This window comes from Alcaligenes sp. EGD-AK7 (assembly GCF_000465875.3).
Lineage (GTDB): Bacteria > Pseudomonadota > Gammaproteobacteria > Burkholderiales > Burkholderiaceae_B > Alcaligenes > Alcaligenes phenolicus.
The window spans coordinates 176,603-192,743 of sequence record NZ_AVOG02000023.1 but is presented as its reverse complement, the minus strand read 5'-3'; the positions used below and the strand labels follow the sequence as shown (position 1 = coordinate 192,743).

At 57.9% G+C, this 16,141-nt stretch carries 15 protein-coding genes; 9 read left to right on the top strand and 6 right to left on the bottom strand.

Features of this window, described 5'->3' with window-relative positions; all coding sequences use genetic code 11:
* The first annotated feature begins 322 nt into the window (after positions 1-322).
* The 3 genes from N879_RS11865 to N879_RS11855 all read left to right on the top strand — a co-directional run bounded on the left by N879_RS11865 (position 323) and on the right by N879_RS11855 (position 2,654).
* A complete protein-coding gene (locus tag N879_RS11865; RefSeq protein ID WP_009463164.1) occupies positions 323-1,267 on the top strand; it encodes a hypothetical protein in 945 nt (314 codons plus the stop codon).
* Positions 1,268-1,505: 238 nt separating this feature from the next.
* Entirely contained in the window at positions 1,506-2,015 is a 510-nt protein-coding gene (locus N879_RS11860; RefSeq protein ID WP_152978317.1) for a TetR/AcrR family transcriptional regulator, read from the top strand.
* Positions 2,016-2,102: 87 nt separating this feature from the next.
* Complete coding sequence (locus N879_RS11855; protein ID WP_009463168.1) at positions 2,103-2,654, top strand: peroxiredoxin; 552 nt, start codon at positions 2,103-2,105, stop codon at positions 2,652-2,654.
* A 68-nt stretch (positions 2,655-2,722) separates the two neighbouring features.
* Here N879_RS11855 and N879_RS11850 read toward each other — a convergent pair whose 3' ends face one another.
* The 3 genes from N879_RS11850 to N879_RS11840 are packed head-to-tail and all read right to left on the bottom strand — an operon-like array spanning position 2,723 to position 5,656.
* A complete protein-coding gene (locus N879_RS11850; protein ID WP_009463170.1) occupies positions 2,723-4,204 on the bottom strand; it encodes a tripartite tricarboxylate transporter permease in 1,482 nt (493 codons plus the stop codon).
* Positions 4,204-4,677 (bottom strand): tripartite tricarboxylate transporter TctB family protein, encoded by a 474-nt coding sequence (locus N879_RS11845; protein WP_009463172.1) that lies wholly within the window; start codon positions 4,675-4,677, stop codon positions 4,204-4,206. The genes N879_RS11850 and N879_RS11845 overlap by 1 nt, the downstream gene beginning before the upstream one ends.
* 19 nt (positions 4,678-4,696) lie before the next feature.
* Positions 4,697-5,656, bottom strand: coding sequence for a Bug family tripartite tricarboxylate transporter substrate binding protein (locus N879_RS11840; protein ID WP_009463174.1), 960 nt, complete (start codon positions 5,654-5,656; stop codon positions 4,697-4,699).
* Between the two features lie 274 nt (positions 5,657-5,930).
* Here N879_RS11840 and N879_RS11835 point away from each other — a divergent pair, with 274 nt between their 5' ends.
* The 6 genes from N879_RS11835 to N879_RS11810 are packed head-to-tail and all read left to right on the top strand — an operon-like array spanning position 5,931 to position 11,644.
* The gene (locus N879_RS11835) at positions 5,931-6,701 is read left to right on the top strand and encodes a DeoR/GlpR family DNA-binding transcription regulator (protein WP_009463176.1); all 771 of its coding nucleotides are present in this window, start codon (positions 5,931-5,933) and stop codon (positions 6,699-6,701) included.
* On the top strand, positions 6,698-7,798 hold the full coding sequence (locus tag N879_RS11830; protein ID WP_009463178.1) for an ABC transporter ATP-binding protein: 1,101 nt from the start codon (positions 6,698-6,700) through the stop codon (positions 7,796-7,798). The genes N879_RS11835 and N879_RS11830 overlap by 4 nt, the downstream gene beginning before the upstream one ends.
* Before the next feature lie 19 nt (positions 7,799-7,817).
* Entirely contained in the window at positions 7,818-9,080 is a 1,263-nt protein-coding gene (locus N879_RS11825) for an ABC transporter substrate-binding protein (protein ID WP_009463180.1), read from the top strand.
* Between the two features lie 12 nt (positions 9,081-9,092).
* A complete protein-coding gene (locus N879_RS11820; RefSeq protein WP_009463182.1) occupies positions 9,093-9,983 on the top strand; it encodes a carbohydrate ABC transporter permease in 891 nt (296 codons plus the stop codon).
* Entirely contained in the window at positions 9,983-10,825 is an 843-nt protein-coding gene (locus N879_RS11815; RefSeq protein WP_009463184.1) for a carbohydrate ABC transporter permease, read from the top strand. The genes N879_RS11820 and N879_RS11815 overlap by 1 nt, the downstream gene beginning before the upstream one ends.
* A 9-nt stretch (positions 10,826-10,834) precedes the next feature.
* Complete coding sequence (locus tag N879_RS11810; protein ID WP_009463186.1) at positions 10,835-11,644, top strand: phosphodiesterase; 810 nt, start codon at positions 10,835-10,837, stop codon at positions 11,642-11,644.
* Positions 11,645-11,767: 123 nt separating this feature from the next.
* On the opposite strand, the gene N879_RS11805 is transcribed toward N879_RS11810, so the two are convergent.
* From N879_RS11805 to N879_RS11795, 3 genes are all read right to left on the bottom strand, one after another.
* Entirely contained in the window at positions 11,768-14,206 is a 2,439-nt protein-coding gene (locus tag N879_RS11805; protein ID WP_009463188.1) for a TonB-dependent siderophore receptor, read from the bottom strand.
* Positions 14,207-14,353: 147 nt separating this feature from the next.
* Entirely contained in the window at positions 14,354-15,349 is a 996-nt protein-coding gene (locus N879_RS11800) for a FecR family protein (RefSeq protein WP_009463190.1), read from the bottom strand.
* Entirely contained in the window at positions 15,339-15,845 is a 507-nt protein-coding gene (locus tag N879_RS11795) for an RNA polymerase sigma factor (protein WP_009463192.1), read from the bottom strand. The genes N879_RS11800 and N879_RS11795 overlap by 11 nt, the downstream gene beginning before the upstream one ends.
* Positions 15,846-16,141: the final 296 nt, after the last annotated feature.

The following is a 16,141-nucleotide window of genomic DNA, read 5'->3' as shown; positions in this document are numbered from 1 at the left end:
CCTTGGCAGGGGCTTTTTTTTTGCAGCGTGCGTTTCAGGAAGCTCGTCCTGTCGGATAACAGCGGGAGCGTAGTGATGTTGAGGCGTGTGTGTCTGAACAGGTAAGGATGCGGTGTGGGGCCGGTTTGATCTTTGTCAGCCTTGCGGTTTGTGGAGAATCGGCTCGATAAAAATATGTATTATTTGAGACTATTATGTATCATTTGGTATTGTGATTGCTCAATAAGGCCACTGTCAGTCGTTCTGGGCCGCTGTGCTTTGTTGGGGGCGGCCAGGGCTGCGAGTGCTTGGGAGGAAAACTGTGAACCGTCATGGAAAGCGCATGACTCATCCGCGTGAGTTGCGTCAATCGAATCGCGAAGCCTTGCTGGGCCCCGGCGCGGATGCCGCTTTTAGCAGCTTGGCGGCGCCCGAGATTCGGCAGCGCGTGCTGCTGGCCCATTGGGTGGCCCATAGCCGGGACAAGACCCAGCAGTACTTGGGTTTCCCCTTGGGCCGCATCATGCTGCAGCGCTGGATGCACAGCAAAGCTGGCAGCCGTCGGATCGAGGCGTTTGGCCTGCCGCGTCACATCGTCCATGAAACCTTGGGGGAGCAGGCCTTAACCCTGCATGTGAACCCGCGCGAGCTGATCCGCATGGCCATTCAGGCGCCTCGCAAAGAGGAAAAACGGCCGTCCTCCCTGGCCTTTATCTGGGAGGGAAGCTGGGACCAGCGACGTGAAGATTTGCGCGTCGGAACGCGTTACTCCCTGATCAGCGATCTGGATGAAAACCGGCATCAGCTGGAACAAACGGCGCGTTTCAAAAAGCTGATGAAGCGTATTGAACAGGGCAATCCTTGGGAGTCGTATCAGCAAGGTGTATTTCTGGATACGCCGGAGAAGATTATTGAGTACCTGCGTATTTACCTGGGTTTTCTGGATGAGATGGCTCGTGATGGCTTTGATCCCAGGCGCGGCAAAGATGCCTTGGGAGTGGTGATCTCCCGTGATGGCCGTATTCTGAAAATTAATCGTGGTCTGCACCGATTGGCCATGGCCCAGAGGCTGGGCCTGCCTAGCGTACCCGTGCAGGTACGCCATGTGCATCGCTTCTGGTGGGATCGGGTCACTGCCGGGGCCACGGGCGAACTGGCCTTGCACCGGATGCAGCAAGCCTTGCGCCGCTGCGTGCCGGAGACCCGGCCCGGCCCTTTGGATCTGGATCCGGATACCTTGCTGACAGATGCTTTCTGGCCGGCTCCGCGTGCCGGTCTGAGCGTTTAAAAAATCACCCGCATAGTCATTATTCCATGGGTGAAATACGGTTTCTCAATGAATGACGTTACACTAGCGCACGCTCCACCCAGGTAGCGTGCCTGTTCGTTTTCCTGCTCTCCAGTGGTGCCAAACAAGAAGACCGATTCGCAGCGATCTGGCAATAGCCCGTGCCCGATCCAGTCCTGTATTACCTAGGGGAAGAATTATGACTGCAGCAAAGCCTCGGCCTCGCGAGGAATTGCTATTGCGCCTTGTAAGCGCTTTGGCCGACCAGCCGCGGGCGTCCATGGGGCAATTGGCCGGTCTGGTAGGCTTGAGTCGCGCAACCCTGTGCCGCTACTTCCCGTCTCGTGAAGCCATGATGATGGAGATCTTCCAGGAAGGGGTAAATAGTGCGGAGCAGGCTATTGAGCGCGCCCGCTTGTGCGAGGGAAGTCCACAAGAAGTCATTCAACGACTAATCCAGGAACTGCTGCCTATTGTGGATCTGTACATGTACGTTGAGCGCCAGTTGCAGGTAGAGGAGTATTCCACGGCTCGCACTGAAGCGGTACGACAGGCGTTGATTGAGCAGTTCCAACAGTGGCAGGAAAGCGGGGACTTGCGGCGCGATCTGGCGGCCAGTTGGTTATGCGAGTCCTTGTTTGCCTTGCTGGGCAAGGCCGCCAGGCTGATTCGAGCTGGCCGTCTGGCCCGCCATGACGCACCCCACAATGTGTTTGTCCTGCTGTGGAGCGGCATCGTTCATCCCTGATCGGGCCGGAAAACCAGGCCTTGTGCTTTCATGCCTGTGCGGATTACGCTGCTTGCTGGTGCAGCGCACACATACGGAGGTAATGGCATGAAGCAGGCAATAGCAGCTTTCTCTTTGGGTTTGTCCCTGCTGGCGGGGGCAGGTGGCGCACAGGCCGCTTTGGACGTGGGCACACCCGCGCCGGACTTTACCGTGCAGGCCGCTCTGGCCGGTAAAACCTTTGATTTCTCCTTGAAAGAAGCCCTGAAAAATGGGCCGGTGGTGCTGTACTTTTATCCCGCTGCGTTCACCAAAGGTTGCACCATTGAAGCGCATACTTTCGCCGAGGCGATTGATGAGTACGCTTATTTTGGCGCCACGGTTATCGGGCTGTCCTCGGACAATATCGATACCCTGAAAGATTTCTCCACGGGGCCTTGCGGTAGCAAGTTCGCGGTGGGGGCGGACACCACAGGCCAGGTTATCAAGGCTTATGACGCAGGACTGGGAACGCATACCGAACGGGCTGCCCGCATGTCTTATGTGATCTCGCCCGAAGGCAAGATTGTGTACGAATACACGGCTATGGATCCCGATGAGCATGTCAGCAAAACCTTGCAGGCCGTGCGCGATCTGGCGGCGCAGCAAGGGACAAAATAAACGCTTGGCTTGAGGCTTGGTCGGGGGAAAGCAAGCCGCGCAGGATACGGGGCTTGCTTTTTTTTGGCTTATTTTTGCAGGCTCTTGAGCATGTATGGCACGCTCAAAAACAGAATGGCAGCAATATAAAAACCCACTGCAACTGGACTTTCCAGCAGTACCAGAAAACTTCCCTGTCCGGCCGCCAGGGCCGTTCGCAACTGATTTTCTGCCAAGGGCACCAGAATCAGACCGATCAGCAAAGGGGCAATGGGAAAGCCGTAGACCCGCATGATGTAGCTGACCACGCCCAGGCCGGCCATCATGGCCAGTTCAAAGGTGGAGCCGGACACGCCCCAGATGCCGATCATGGCAAAGACCAGAATTCCGGCGTAAAGCTGCGGTTTGGGAATATAAAGCAGACGCACCCACAGGCCGACTAGCGGCAGGTTCAGCACTAGCAGCATGGCATTGCCGACATACAGCGAGGCAATCAGGCCCCAGACCAGTTCGGGGTTGCTGGAAAACAGAAAAGGGCCGGGCTGCAGACCGTAGTTTTGAAAGGCAACCAGCAAAATGGCGGCGGTGGCGGATGTGGGCAAGCCCAGCGTTAGCAAGGGCACCAGAATTCCGGCTGCGGCGGCATTATTGGCCGCTTCGGGACCGGCAACGCCTTCGATTGCACCGTGTCCAAACTCGTCCTTGTTTTTGGACAGGTTTTTTTCCAGGGAATAGGACAGCATGGTGGGCAGCTCAGAGCCTCCGCCAGGAATCGCTCCCATCGGGAAACCAATGACCGTGCCACGCAACCAGGGCTTCCATGAGCGTGCCCATTCATTGCGTGTCATGAAAGCTTTGCCACTGATGGGGATGATCTGCTCGTCGTTGTGACGAAAGCGGCTGGCCACGTACAGAATTTCTCCCACCGCAAAGACCGAGACCAGCACCACCGTCAGCTCAACACCATCGAGCAGGTCGGGCAGCCCGAAAGTCATGCGAGCCTGCCCGGTCATGGCATCGATGCCGATCACGCCCAAAGCCAGGCCCAGAAACAAGGAAATAAAACCACGGACGCGGGAAGCTCCCATCACCACAGCGACCGAGGTAAATGCCATGATGGTCAGGGCAAAGTAGTCCGCCGGTGTGAAAATAAAGGCCAGTTCGGCCACGGCCGGGGCGGCGAAGGTCAACGCCAGCGTGGCGATGGTGCCAGCAATAAAAGAGCCAATGGCGGCCGTGGCCAAGGCGGCCGCGCCTCGCCCACGGCGTGCCATCTTGTTGCCTTCCAGCGCGGTCATCATGGAGCCCGCTTCACCGGGGGTATTGATCAAAATGGCGGTGGTCGAACCTCCGTACATGGCGCCGTACAGCACACCGGCGAACATGATGAAGGCTGAGACCGGCCCCACGGAAACCGTGACTGGCAGCAGCAGGGCAATGGTCAGTGCCGGGCCAATGCCGGGCAGAATGCCGATGGCCGTACCCAGCACCGAACCGATCAAGGCCCACATCAGGTTCATGGGCTGCAGAGCCACCTCAAAGCCGTGCAAGAGCAAAGAAAGCGTATTCATTACAGCCCCGCCACAGGAAGAAAGCCGCCCAGTTGCAAACCCAGGCGGCCAAACAGAAACCAGCAGGCGCTGCCCAGTACCAAGCCGGAGAGCAGATCCAGCAGCACGCGACGTGAACCTAGGGCACGTGCCACCAGCATGAAACACACTGAGGCCGTGAGTGGCAGGCCCAACGGCTCCATCATCAGGCTGGGCAGCACGGCAGCCAGCAGGACGGTCAGGAAGGGCCCCTTGTCCATGCCTGGATCCTGGGCCAGCTCTTCCTTGTCGAAGGCGGTGCCACGATGCATTTGCAGCAGGAACAAAATGCCCAGAACAACCAGTCCCACGCCGACCAGCGCAACGAACAGGCCTGGGCCGATCGCGGCATATTGTGCGCTGAGAGTCAGGGACATGGAGGCGTAGAGACAGACGGCACCCGCCAGGATGACCGCCAGCCCCAGCCACCAGGGCTGACGCGAAGTTACACTCATGTGTGTTCCCCGACTTGCTTTACTGGATCAAGCCTGCGTCTTGCAGGATGGTCGTGGTGCGCTCGGTTTCTGCCTTGATGAAGTCACCGAATTTGTCGCCGGCCAGAAAGTACGGTTCCCAGCCCAAGCGTTCCTGCGTTGCTTTCCATTGTGGTGCTTCGCTGAGTTTGGTGAAGTGGTCAATCCACAGCTGATAGTTTTCTTCAGGCATGTCCACCGAGCCCAGAATGCCCCGCCAGTTGGCAATCTCCACCTTGTAGCCAGCTTCTGTGAAGGTAGGCACTTGCTCCAGGCCTTTCATCCGTTTGTCCGAGGAGATGGCCAGAATACGGATGCGGCCGCTGTCGGCAAATTGCTGAAACTCGGACGCCCCCGAGATTCCGGCCTTCAGGGTCCCGTTGACGATCCCTGTCACTGTATCGGCCCCGCCGGCTTGCGGGATGTAGTTCAGGGCTTTGACGGGCACCTGGCCTTGCTGTGCCAGCAAGGCCAGAGCAATGTGATCCGTTCCACCGGCAGAGCCACCGCCCACGGGCATGGCCCCAGGGTTGGCTTTCATCGCTTGTACAAAATCGTCCAGGTTTTTGTAGGGGGAGTCGGCTTTGACCGCCAGCACAACGTATTCCGCTGTCAAACGCGCAACAGGTCGAAACTTGCTTAAATCGATGGGGGATTTGTTCATGGCAATCGAGCCGACTGTGATCGCACCGAATACAGCCAGTGCATCGGGTTTGCCCTTTTGCGAGCGCTGGAAGTCGGCCAGACCGATGGTGCCGCCGGCACCGCCTTTATTGCTAAAGCTGACCGTGCCGGTGTAGATGCCCGCCTCATTCATGGCCTGCATGGATTGGCGGCCTGTGGAGTCCCAGCCTCCGCCTGGGTTGGCAGGCAGCATCATGCTGAGCTGGGCTTGCGCAGTGACTGTAGCCCCCAGCAAGGTAGCGGCCAGCAAGGGACGCAGAAAGCGATGAAGTTTCATGTCATGTCTCCTGAATAAGTGCGCCTGTAGACGCCTGGTTTTTTTAGTTGTTCGGCGTTGATATTACCCTATGCGTAATGCAGAGCTACCTTATGTGCAGGATGGACGATGGAGTCGGCCTGCTCGAGTGGCGCATGCGTTTGATGGCTGATGGTAGGCAGAGTATGTTCATATGAACATTTGGGCGTCATAAAACTTTCATCTGAGCGTCACCGACACGTAACTTCGCGTTCCTACACTGCCGGGTATTCAAACGAAACCCATACGCCGTGTTATGAACCTATCTGTCAGGCAAAGCATTATTGTGGATCTGCTGGCCGCCCAAGGGGCGGTGTCAGTGGATGGCTTGGCCGCGCATTTCGGGGTGACGCCGCAGACTATCCGGCGCGACCTGAACCACTTGTATGAAGCCGATCTGGTGCGCCGCCGCCATGGTGGTGCCGAGCTGAATGTGGTCGAGCGTAATGTGCCTTTCCAAACGCGCCGCATTACCCATTTGCAAGCCAAGGCCCGTATCGGGCGAGCCGTTGCCACTTTGATTCCCCCCGGTGCCAGCCTGCTGCTGGGTTTTGGCACCACCCCCGAGCAAGTGGCCCTGGCGCTGGCCGACCATCGCGATCTGACCGTGGTCACCAACAACATCAGTGCCGCTCTGGCCCTGTCCCACAATATGAGCCACCGCGTGGTACTGACGGGTGGTGAACTGCGTCAGCCCAACCCCGAAATTCTGGGCCCCGGCGCCGAACGCCTGTTCAACAGCTTCAAGGCGGACTTTGGCGTGTCCGGGGTAGGGGGCTTTGACTCGGACGGTGCTTTGCTGGACTTTGATATGGCCGAGTCCGATTGCCACAAAGCCCTGCGCGGCAATTGTCGGGTGCGGATCCTGGTGCTGGATCACACCAAATTTGGCCGTCGTGCTCCTGTGCGCAGTGGCTCTTTGGATGATGTGGATATTCTGGTCAGCGACCAGCCTATTCCCGAACCTTACCGCGAGCAAATTCCTGCGCGTGTTCAGATCGTGATCGCTGACGAGGTGCAGGCATGAATCGCGCCGCTATCGAGCTGCAAGGCATAGGCAAAGCCTGGGGCGAACAGGCCGTGCTCAAGCAAATGGACCTGTCCATTCAGGAAGGTAAATTTACGGCCTTGCTGGGGCCTTCGGGCTGCGGTAAGTCCACCTTGCTGCGCATTATTGCCGGGCTGGAAACCCCCGATCAGGGGCGTCTTTTTATTAATGGGCAGGATGCCACCTATCTGGAGCCCGCCAAGCGTGGCTTGAGCATGGTGTTCCAATCCTACGCCCTGTTCCCGCATCTGAATGTGGCTGACAACATCTTGTTCGGCCTGCAAGTACGCCGTGCCGATCGTCAGCAGCAAAAAGAGCGTTTGCGTGAAGCCTTGGCGCTGACCAATCTGGAAGGTCTGGAAGAGCGCAAGCCCGGCCAGTTGTCGGGCGGGCAGCGGCAGCGTGTAGCCCTGGCGCGCAGCATTGTGTCGGGCCATCGTATCTGCCTGATGGACGAGCCGCTGTCGAACCTGGATGCCAAGCTGCGTCACACCGTGCGCCATGAAATCCGTGCTCTACAGCAACGCTTGGGTTTGACCGTGGTGTACGTCACCCACGATCAGACCGAAGCCATGGGCATGGCCGATCACGTGGTGCTGCTTAACGCTGGACACATCGAGCAGCAGGGCAGTGCCCAGGACCTGTACGGGCAGCCCAATAGCGTCTTTACCGCCGGCTTTATCGGCAGCCCACCCATGATGATGATTCACAGTGACCACGTGCCCTTGGAGTTGTGGCCCTCGCGCCGTCAGTACGACCAGCCGCATCGTGTGCTGGTGGGCGTGCGCCCGGAGAACCTGAACTTGCACGAAGCGGGCGAGCAGTATGTGGCTGCCACCGTGGTGCACCAGGAGTTTCAGGGGGCCGATGCCTATGTGTATGTGCAGCTTGACGATGGCCACACCCTGATCGTGCGCGCGCCGCACAGCCGCAGCGTCGAGGCGGGTGCTCGCTGTGGCTTGAGCTGGGACCCTGTTCACGCTTTTTACTTTAACCAGGACAGCGGGGCTCGCCTGCCGTCTGCGGATGCTCTGACTGCTGCTCCTTTCGCTGTTCCTCCTGCTGTTCTTCCCTAAACGTACTGCGAGTCTACCCATGTTGAAGAATTGTCTGCTTGCCACCTCCAGCGCCCTGTTGATGGGCCTGGGCGCCAATGCCCATAGCGCGGTGGAATTGACCATGTATTACCCCATTGCCGTAGGGGGGCCGCTGACCGATGTGGTCGATGGAATGATCAAGGACTATCAGGCCCAAAACCCGGAAGTCACCGTTAAAGCTGTCTACTCCGGTAACTACGATGAAACCCGTGTACGTGCCTTGTCGGCCCTGCGTGCGGGCGAGCCGGTGCAGCTTTCTGTACTGGGCGCACTGGATACGCATGATCTGGTGGAACAAGGCCTGGTTGAAGCCTTTAGCGATGTGGCTCAGGACGCCACCAGCCAGGATTGGCTGAAAAGCTTTTATCCCGCCTTGATGGCTAACGGCACCTTGGAAGGCAAGGTCTGGGGCATTCCGTTCCAGCGCTCCACCATCGTCATGTTCTACAACAAGGACATGTTTCGCGCTGCAGGCCTGAATCCGGATCAAGCTCCCAAGACCTGGGACGAGCTGGTGCAAACCGCCCAGAAACTGACTAATGACCAGCATCACGGCTTGATGATTCCGTCGACGGGCTACCCCTACTGGATGTTCCAGGCCATGGCCTTGCAAAATGGCCGTCAGCTGATGAATGAAGAAGGCACGCAGGTTTACTTCAATGACCCCAAGTCGGTGGAGGCGCTGCAGTTCTTCCACGACCTGGCCTACAAGAACAAAGTCAGCCCCACTGGCACCATTGAATGGGGCACGCTGCGCCAGGCTTTTGTCCAAGGCAAGACCGCCATGATGTGGCACACCACGGGCAACCTGACTGCGGTGAAGAATGAAGCCAAGTTCGACTTTGGTGTTGCCATGCTGCCCGCCAAGGAAAAAGCGGCTTCGCCTACCGGCGGTGGCAACTTCTACCTGTTCAAGGGCGCGAACGAGGAACAGAAGAAAGCGGCTCTGGATTTTGTGCGCTGGATGACGGCCCCTGAGCGTGCCGCCAAGTGGTCCATGGCTACGGGCTATGTCGGTGTCAGCCCTGCCGCCTACGAAACGCCTGCTCTGGTCGAGTACGCCAAAACGTTCCCGCAGGCTGTGGTTGCCCGCGATCAGTTGGCCGTAGCTTCGCCCGAGTTTGCCACTTACGAGACAGCACGTGTACGTGAACTGTTGTCCAACGCTGTGCAAGCCGTGCTGACTAATGCCAAGACGCCCAAGGCCGCTCTGGACGAAGCCCAGGCTGCCGCAGACCGTCTGCTGCGTCCTTTCAACTAAGCAGGTGCAGGAATGGCTGAACCATTGCGTGTGCTGCGTAAAGAGTGGGTATTTGCTTACCTCTTGTTAACGCCGCTGTTTGTGCTGCTAAGCGTGTTTGCCTTTATCCCGGCGCTGCACACGTTCTGGTCCAGCTTGTTGAGTAAAGGCACGGCGCGTCGTCCGGCCCAGTTTGTGGGCATGGACAACTACGATGCCATGCTGGCTGACCCGACGTTCTGGCTGGTTCTGAAGAACAATCTTTGGTATGCCGCCATTGTGATTCCGGTGTCCATGGCCCTGGCTTTGTTGATGGCCTTGTGGGCCAACCGGGCCATGAGTATGCGGGCCTGGGTGCGTTGTGCTTACTTCACGCCCACCATGCTGCCCATGATTGCCGCCGCCAATCTATGGCTGTTTTTCTACACACCGGATCTGGGTTTACTGGATCAGATTGCCAAGCTGTTTGGCGCCGGGGCCACCAACTGGCTGGGCCAGCCGCAAACCGCCCTGGGCGCGGTCATGGTGGTGACGATCTGGAAAGAAGCCGGTTTTTTCATGATCTTTTATCTGGCGGCCTTGCAAACCATTCCGCCGGAGCTGCGCGATGCCGCTCGTCTGGAAGGCGCGACCCGCTGGCAGTATGGCCGCCGTGTGCTCTTGCCCTTGCTGGCACCCACGACCCTGTTCATTTTGATCAACGCGCTGATCAACTCGGTCAAGCTGGTTGATCACTTGTTTATCTTGACCAAGGGCGGCCCCAATAATGCCTCCAAGCTGATGCTGTACTGGATCTGGGAAACCGCCTTTGCCTATATGGATACGCCTAGTGCCGCCGTGCTGACAGTTGTGCTCTTGTTGGGGCTGGGTGCTGTCGCCATCTTTCAATTTCGCTACGCTGAACGACGCGTGCACTACCAGTGATGAACATGGACACTGTTTTGACTGCTCCGGGCCGCAGCTTGCGTTTGCCATCTCTGGATACGGTGGGGGCACATGCGCTGGCCCTGCTGTGGATTGCCCCTTTGCTATACGCCTGCTGGGCTGCATTTCGCGACCCGTCCGCCGCCTTGAGTTTTGACTGGAGCGCAGGCTGGACCTTTAGTAATTTTGCAGCCGCCTGGGACCGTGCGCCCTGGTTGCGCTACATCTTCAACACCACCGTGCTGGTGCTGACCATTCTGCTCGGACAGTTTGTGCTGTGCACCCTGGCCGCTTATGCCTTTGCCCGCTTTCGTTTCTTTGGCAGCCAGTTTCTGTTCATGCTGCTGCTTTTGCAGTTGTTCATCCTGCCCGAAGTGCTGATTGTGGAGAACTACCGCATGGTGGCCTTGCTGGGCTGGACGGACACGGTCTGGGGCATGGGTGTGCCCTATATGGCCAGTGCCTTTGGCGTGTTCTTGTTGCGCCAGGCTTTCAAGCAAGTGCCGCGTGAACTGGAGGATGCGGCGCGACTGGAAGGATGCAGCCGCCTGGGTGTGCTCTGGCGAGTGTACGTGCCGTTGGTCAAGCCTGTGTACCTGGCTTATGCCCTGGTGTCGGTGTCTACGCACTGGAACAATTTTCTATGGCCCTTGGTGATCAGCAGCTCTGACCATACCCGTCCTTTGACCGTAGGTTTATCCCTGTTTGGCGCACCGGAAAGCGGGGTCAGTATCTCCCTGATCAGTGCCGCCACATTAATGACTATCTTGCCGCTTTTGTTGGGCTTTTTGCTGTTTCAAAAGCAGTTCATGCAGGCCTTTTTACGCGCCGGCATTCGTTAAGGAATTCTGATGAAGATCATCCAGTTTTCGGACCTGCACATTACCCCGCCCGATGGCCTGTTGTTTGGCTCGGACCCTCTGGATCGTTTGCGTAGTTGTGTGCAGCACGTCAATCGTCATCATGCCGATGCAGACTTGTGCGTGTTGACGGGCGACCTGACCCACGCCGGTCATCCACGCGCATACGAGCGGCTGTGTGAAGGCTTGCAGGATTTGATTCCGCCTGTACGTTTGATGATGGGCAACCACGACAGCCGCAGCGCTTTTCACAGTGTATTTCCGCAGGCCACGACCGATTTACCCGGCTTTGTACAGCATGCCGAGACCCTGGGCGATTGGCGCCTGATCTACCTGGATACCTTGGAGGACGGCTATACCAACGGCTTTTTGTGTACGCGGCGTCTGCAATGGTTGCAGCAGGAGCTGGCCGCGCATAGCGGGCCGGTCATGCTGTTTTCGCACCATCCTTTACCTGCCTTGCAGTATCCGTCCATGGATTGGCTGCGTATGAGTAATGCGTCGGATTTATTGCCTTTGCTCAAGGCTCATCCCGCGCCCGTGCATTTGTTCTCCGGTCACGTGCATCGCTGCGCCAGCGGTGTGTGGAACGGCCTGCATTTTGTGACGGTCAATGGCACCAACCATCAGCACGAACTGGATCTGGAGCGCGAGGGGGCCGCAACATCGACTTTCGAGCCTGCCAGTTACGCGCTTATCTTGCCCAACGCAGATGGTTTGACGGTGCATTTTCAGCCCTTTGGCTACGAGGAATTGCGCTTTCCGTATACGGGGGATTTGAGTGCCCTGAAGTGCGTGTAAGCCTTCAGGGTTCAGCAACGCTGGCACAAGGCTGAAGTGATCAGCAAACCCGCAGTGGCCCCCGAGGCCTGGATTATTTTCCAGGTTACGGGGGCTGTTTGCCTGGTAGCCGCTTTCACGTGATTAGAAGGAATAACGCAGGTTCAGCATGGCATTACGCGGCGCACCGTAATAGCCGGTGTAGAAGGTCTGATCCAGCGCACTCAGGTACTCGCGGTTGAATAGATTGTTGACGTTCAAGGTGGCCGTCAATTGCTTGCTGAAGTCGTAGCGGCCCATCAGGTTGACGACGGCGTAGCTGCTTTGTTCTCCGGTGACAGTCTTGCCCAAATCCCACGGTGTGGCGGTGAAATGGATCTGGCTTTGCCAGTTCACACCACCCCCAATCGTCAGGCGATTCCAGCTGCCGGGCAGGCGGTAGGTGGTCCACAGCTTGGCCATATGGCGTGGCACCAGGGTTTTGATGCGCTCGCCCTGGGCGTCTTTGGTCTGGCTGTAGGTGTAGCTAAAGGCCATGTTCCAGCCATCGAGCAGCTCGCCCGTCACTTCCATATCCAGGCCCTGGGTCTTGGCGCCTTTGACCGCCGTGTAGGCCGCTTCGCGCTCGGTACCCGGCACGATAAAGCCACTGTCGGCCACGGCCAGATTGTCCTGGCGGATTTCGTACAGCGCAATGCTGCTGTTCACGCGGCCGTCCAGCATTTCGCTTTTCAGGCCGATTTCGTAGTTATCGCCTTTGCGCGGGTCCAGAAAGTTGCCGCTACGGTCGCGATAGCTTTGTGGCTTGAAGATGCTGGTGTAGCTGGCATAGATCGAATGCTCTTCATTCAGGTCGTACACAATGCCGGCATATGGGGTGAAGACATTGTCTTCGTGCATGGTTTTCAGGCTGTTAAAGCGCTGCATACCAGGGTCAGGATAGCTTTGGGAAAGACTGTAGCGGTAATTGCTGAGGCGGCCCCCCAAAATGACAGCCAGCTTGTCGCTGGGTTTAAGGCGTAGCGCCGAATACCCACCGTACTGTTTGACGGTCAGATCATAGTCAAACAGCTTTTCTCCAGTTGTATGGGGTAAGGCCGGGTTGTTGTTCCAGTCGTGGAGATTGATGGAGGTGCCTTCGATATCGTCGTCCATGGTGTCATGGCGATTCTTGTAGCGTGACGAATTAAAGCCGACGATCAGTTCGTGGTCCTGTCCAAATAGTTGAAAAAAAGGGCCTTTTGCGTGAATATCAAAACTGGTTTGATACTGTGTGGCATTTGAAACACCTCCGTAAAGCTGCACGCCGTCGCCCGTTTCACGGTTGGGATAGCCCCAGGAAGCATCCGCGCTTTTCCCGCTTCGACGGGCCTTCAGGTAATTCAGGGACATGGCCAGTGACCAGTCTGCCCCCAGTTGCTGGTCCAGTTTCACAAAGGTGTTGTGAGACTCCAGTGTATTGGTGTTCCAACGAGCCCCTGCATTGGTGGAAATATCAAAATCGGTCTGTTCGCCGGTGTCGTAGAACAAAGGAAAGCCGGAGCCAGAGGAGCCGCGCGGATCATTTTTTTGATAATCCATCCCCAAGGTGACAAGCGTGGTGTCCGTAATGTCGGCCTCAAGTATGCCGTAGACCACATCTTTTTTAGTTGTGAAGTAGTCCATATAGCTGTTGCCTTCCTGATGGGCTCCAACCAGACGGCCGCGCAGGCTGCCGTTCTCGTTAATCGGGCCGCCCAGGTCTACTTGAGCGCGCATCTGATCCCATGACCCGTAGCTCACTTCAGCATGGCCCTGAAAATCGGCTGTCGGACGTTTACGGACCATATTGACGACGCCAGATGGCTCGCCTGCACCAGCCAGCAAACCAGAGGCACCACGCAGCACTTCCACGCGGTCATAAATCGCCATATCCGCCAGCCCCTGTGGGATGTTCTGGCTGACGATATCGGACAGTGTGGACAGGCCGTCCAGCTGATAGTTGTCGATAGCATAGCCACGCGAGTAGATGGTGTAGCGGTCGCTGCCTATGTGCTGGATGGAAATACCGGGCGCTTGTTGCAGCACGCTGCCGATATTGTCCAGTGACTGGTCCTCAATACGCTGGCGCGTCATGACACTGACAGTTTGTGGTGTTTCGCGTAGCGTCATGTTCAGCCTGGTGGCCGTGGTGGTCGCGCCGTGGCTGGCATAGGTCTGGCTGCCTTCCGTCACGGGCAGGCGACGGCCCACGACGCGCACCGGGTCCAGCATGGTGGCGTCCGTATTGGGGCGCGACAGGGTGATGGTGTTGTTCTCGCGCCGGTACTCCAGACCGGAACCTTGCAGCAGGCTGCGCAGGGCCTCTTCCGGGCGCATGCGGCCTTGAATCGGTGTTGTGCTCAGACCTTGCACCAGTGAGGGCGAGAAAAACACCTGAAGCTGAGTTTGCTCGGCCAGTTTCAGCAGCGCTTCGGACAAGGGCTGGGCCGGAATGTGGATAGGGACAGGATTGTCTTGGGCCAGGGCAGGGGTGCTGGCACTGGCCATCATCAAAGCGAGCAGGACGGGGCGCAGGCGGGGTAGGAAAGCGGTTCGGTTCACGGTGCAGATTCAGGGTAGGGGCGAGCAGGGCGACGCCCGGATTCAGAGATGTTCGTCAAACGCGATGTTGAGGAACGCTGAATCTAAATACGAGTCAGTCTTACTAAACCCCTCAGCCTGAATCGATTTATTTGAAACTAATTGTAATTACGAGACGCTGCTCAGCAGGACACTGCCATCGTCTTGTGTCTTGGCCTGCAGTGGCAGGATCTGTTGCAGGGCTTGAAGCACCGCACTTTGTTCATCCAGCAGGAAGGACGCGGTGACACGCTGCTGGCCGATTCTGCCGTCAGCAATGCGGATGGGATGCTCGCGATAGCGGTTGATTTCAGCAACGACTTCGAACAAGGACAGGTCCCGCACAATCAGGCGTCCTTGCCGCCAGGCGGTGGCAGCGGCCACATCGACCTCGGGTTGAATACTGAGCCCATCCTGAACGGAAACGGTGGCGCCAGAGCCAGCGGCCAGATACCGGGTCTGGCGGTTCCACCAGCGGCCGCTGGACACTTCCACACTACCGCTTTCGACCAGCACTTTGACTTGCTCGGCATCGCGGCGAACCGTAAAGCTGGTGCCGGTAACGCGTACCACCGTATTGCCTGCTTTGACGATGAAAGGGCGCTGCGGGCTGGAGGCTATCGCGCACATCACTTCGCCCTGAATCAGGTCCAGATGACGGCTGTCTTCATAAAATCGCAGCTCGGCTTGGGTGGCGGTATTCAGCTCCAGGCTGGAGCCGTCCGGCAGAGGAACCCAGCGGCGCTCGCCCACACGTGTTTGCAGGCTAGCGGCGTACACAGCCTGGGGGCCGAGTAGTAGGCCTGCCAAACCGGCAGAGCCCGCGACAGCGACCAGGGCGCCGGTATTACGGATCAGTTTGCGGCGGCGCAGATCGGGCCGCTGGGGCACTTTGCCGCCATACAGCAGCTTGACCAAATCCTTGTCCAGCGTGCTGGCCAGGGAGCTTAACTGCTCCACCGCCATAAATTCGCGCTCGTTTTCCGGGTCAGCCTGCAACCACTCCTCCAGCGCTTGCTCGTCAGCCGGGCTGAAGCGGCCCGAATGCAGGCGGGCCGACCATTGGGCGGCGGCTTCGGCGGGGGAGGTGGCATCACTGGGGGAGAAAGGGGATTCAGAACTCATCGCGCAGGCGCTCGCGGATAAACTGGCTGGCCAGCGCAATATAACGCTCCACGCTGGCAATGGACAGTTTCAGATGACGGGCAATTTCAGGCTGGGTCCAGCCTTCGATGCGATTCAAGACAAAAACCCGTCGGTGATTCAAAGGCAACGCTTCCAGGGCCGCAACCAGGGCGTGGCGCACTTGCTCCGCACTGGCGTGGGCATCGGCACCGTCGGTGATGGGGTGAGCGTCTTCATGCAGCTCGTCCCAGGCCAGGTGCTGGAAGCGGCTGTTGCGACGCCACAGATCAATGGCCCGATGGCGCGCGGACTTGTACAGAAAATTGCGGGCATGGGCCGCTGTCAGTGTTTTCTGATCTTTTCGAAGCAGGGCCTCTACCGCATCATGGGCGACGTCTTCCGCGTCCGCGGCACCGCCAAAGCGGCGCAGGCAGGACTGCATGAACTCGCCATAATAGGCCAGCCAGCTTTTGCGGGAGAGGTCCGAATTGGACATGGGGGCAAGGAGCTTGAATGACAAAAAGCAAATTATTGCAAATAGTTCTCATTAACTCAATGGCGCTTTATTCAGGGCCTATCGGGGCGTGAGGCCAGCTTGCAACGTCGATCCGGAACTTGCACCGAAAAATCGTCATGTCCGGCGAAAAGCTTTGTTGTTTCATACAAGATCGTTATACTTGCGAACTATCAGGGGGAGTAGCTTACTTTCCGGCGCATCGTCATCACGGCAATCTGTGTTTTTTGCACACGTTCCCGGTGCCCGGGCAACCTTAGGGTTGCAAGCAAGACCTT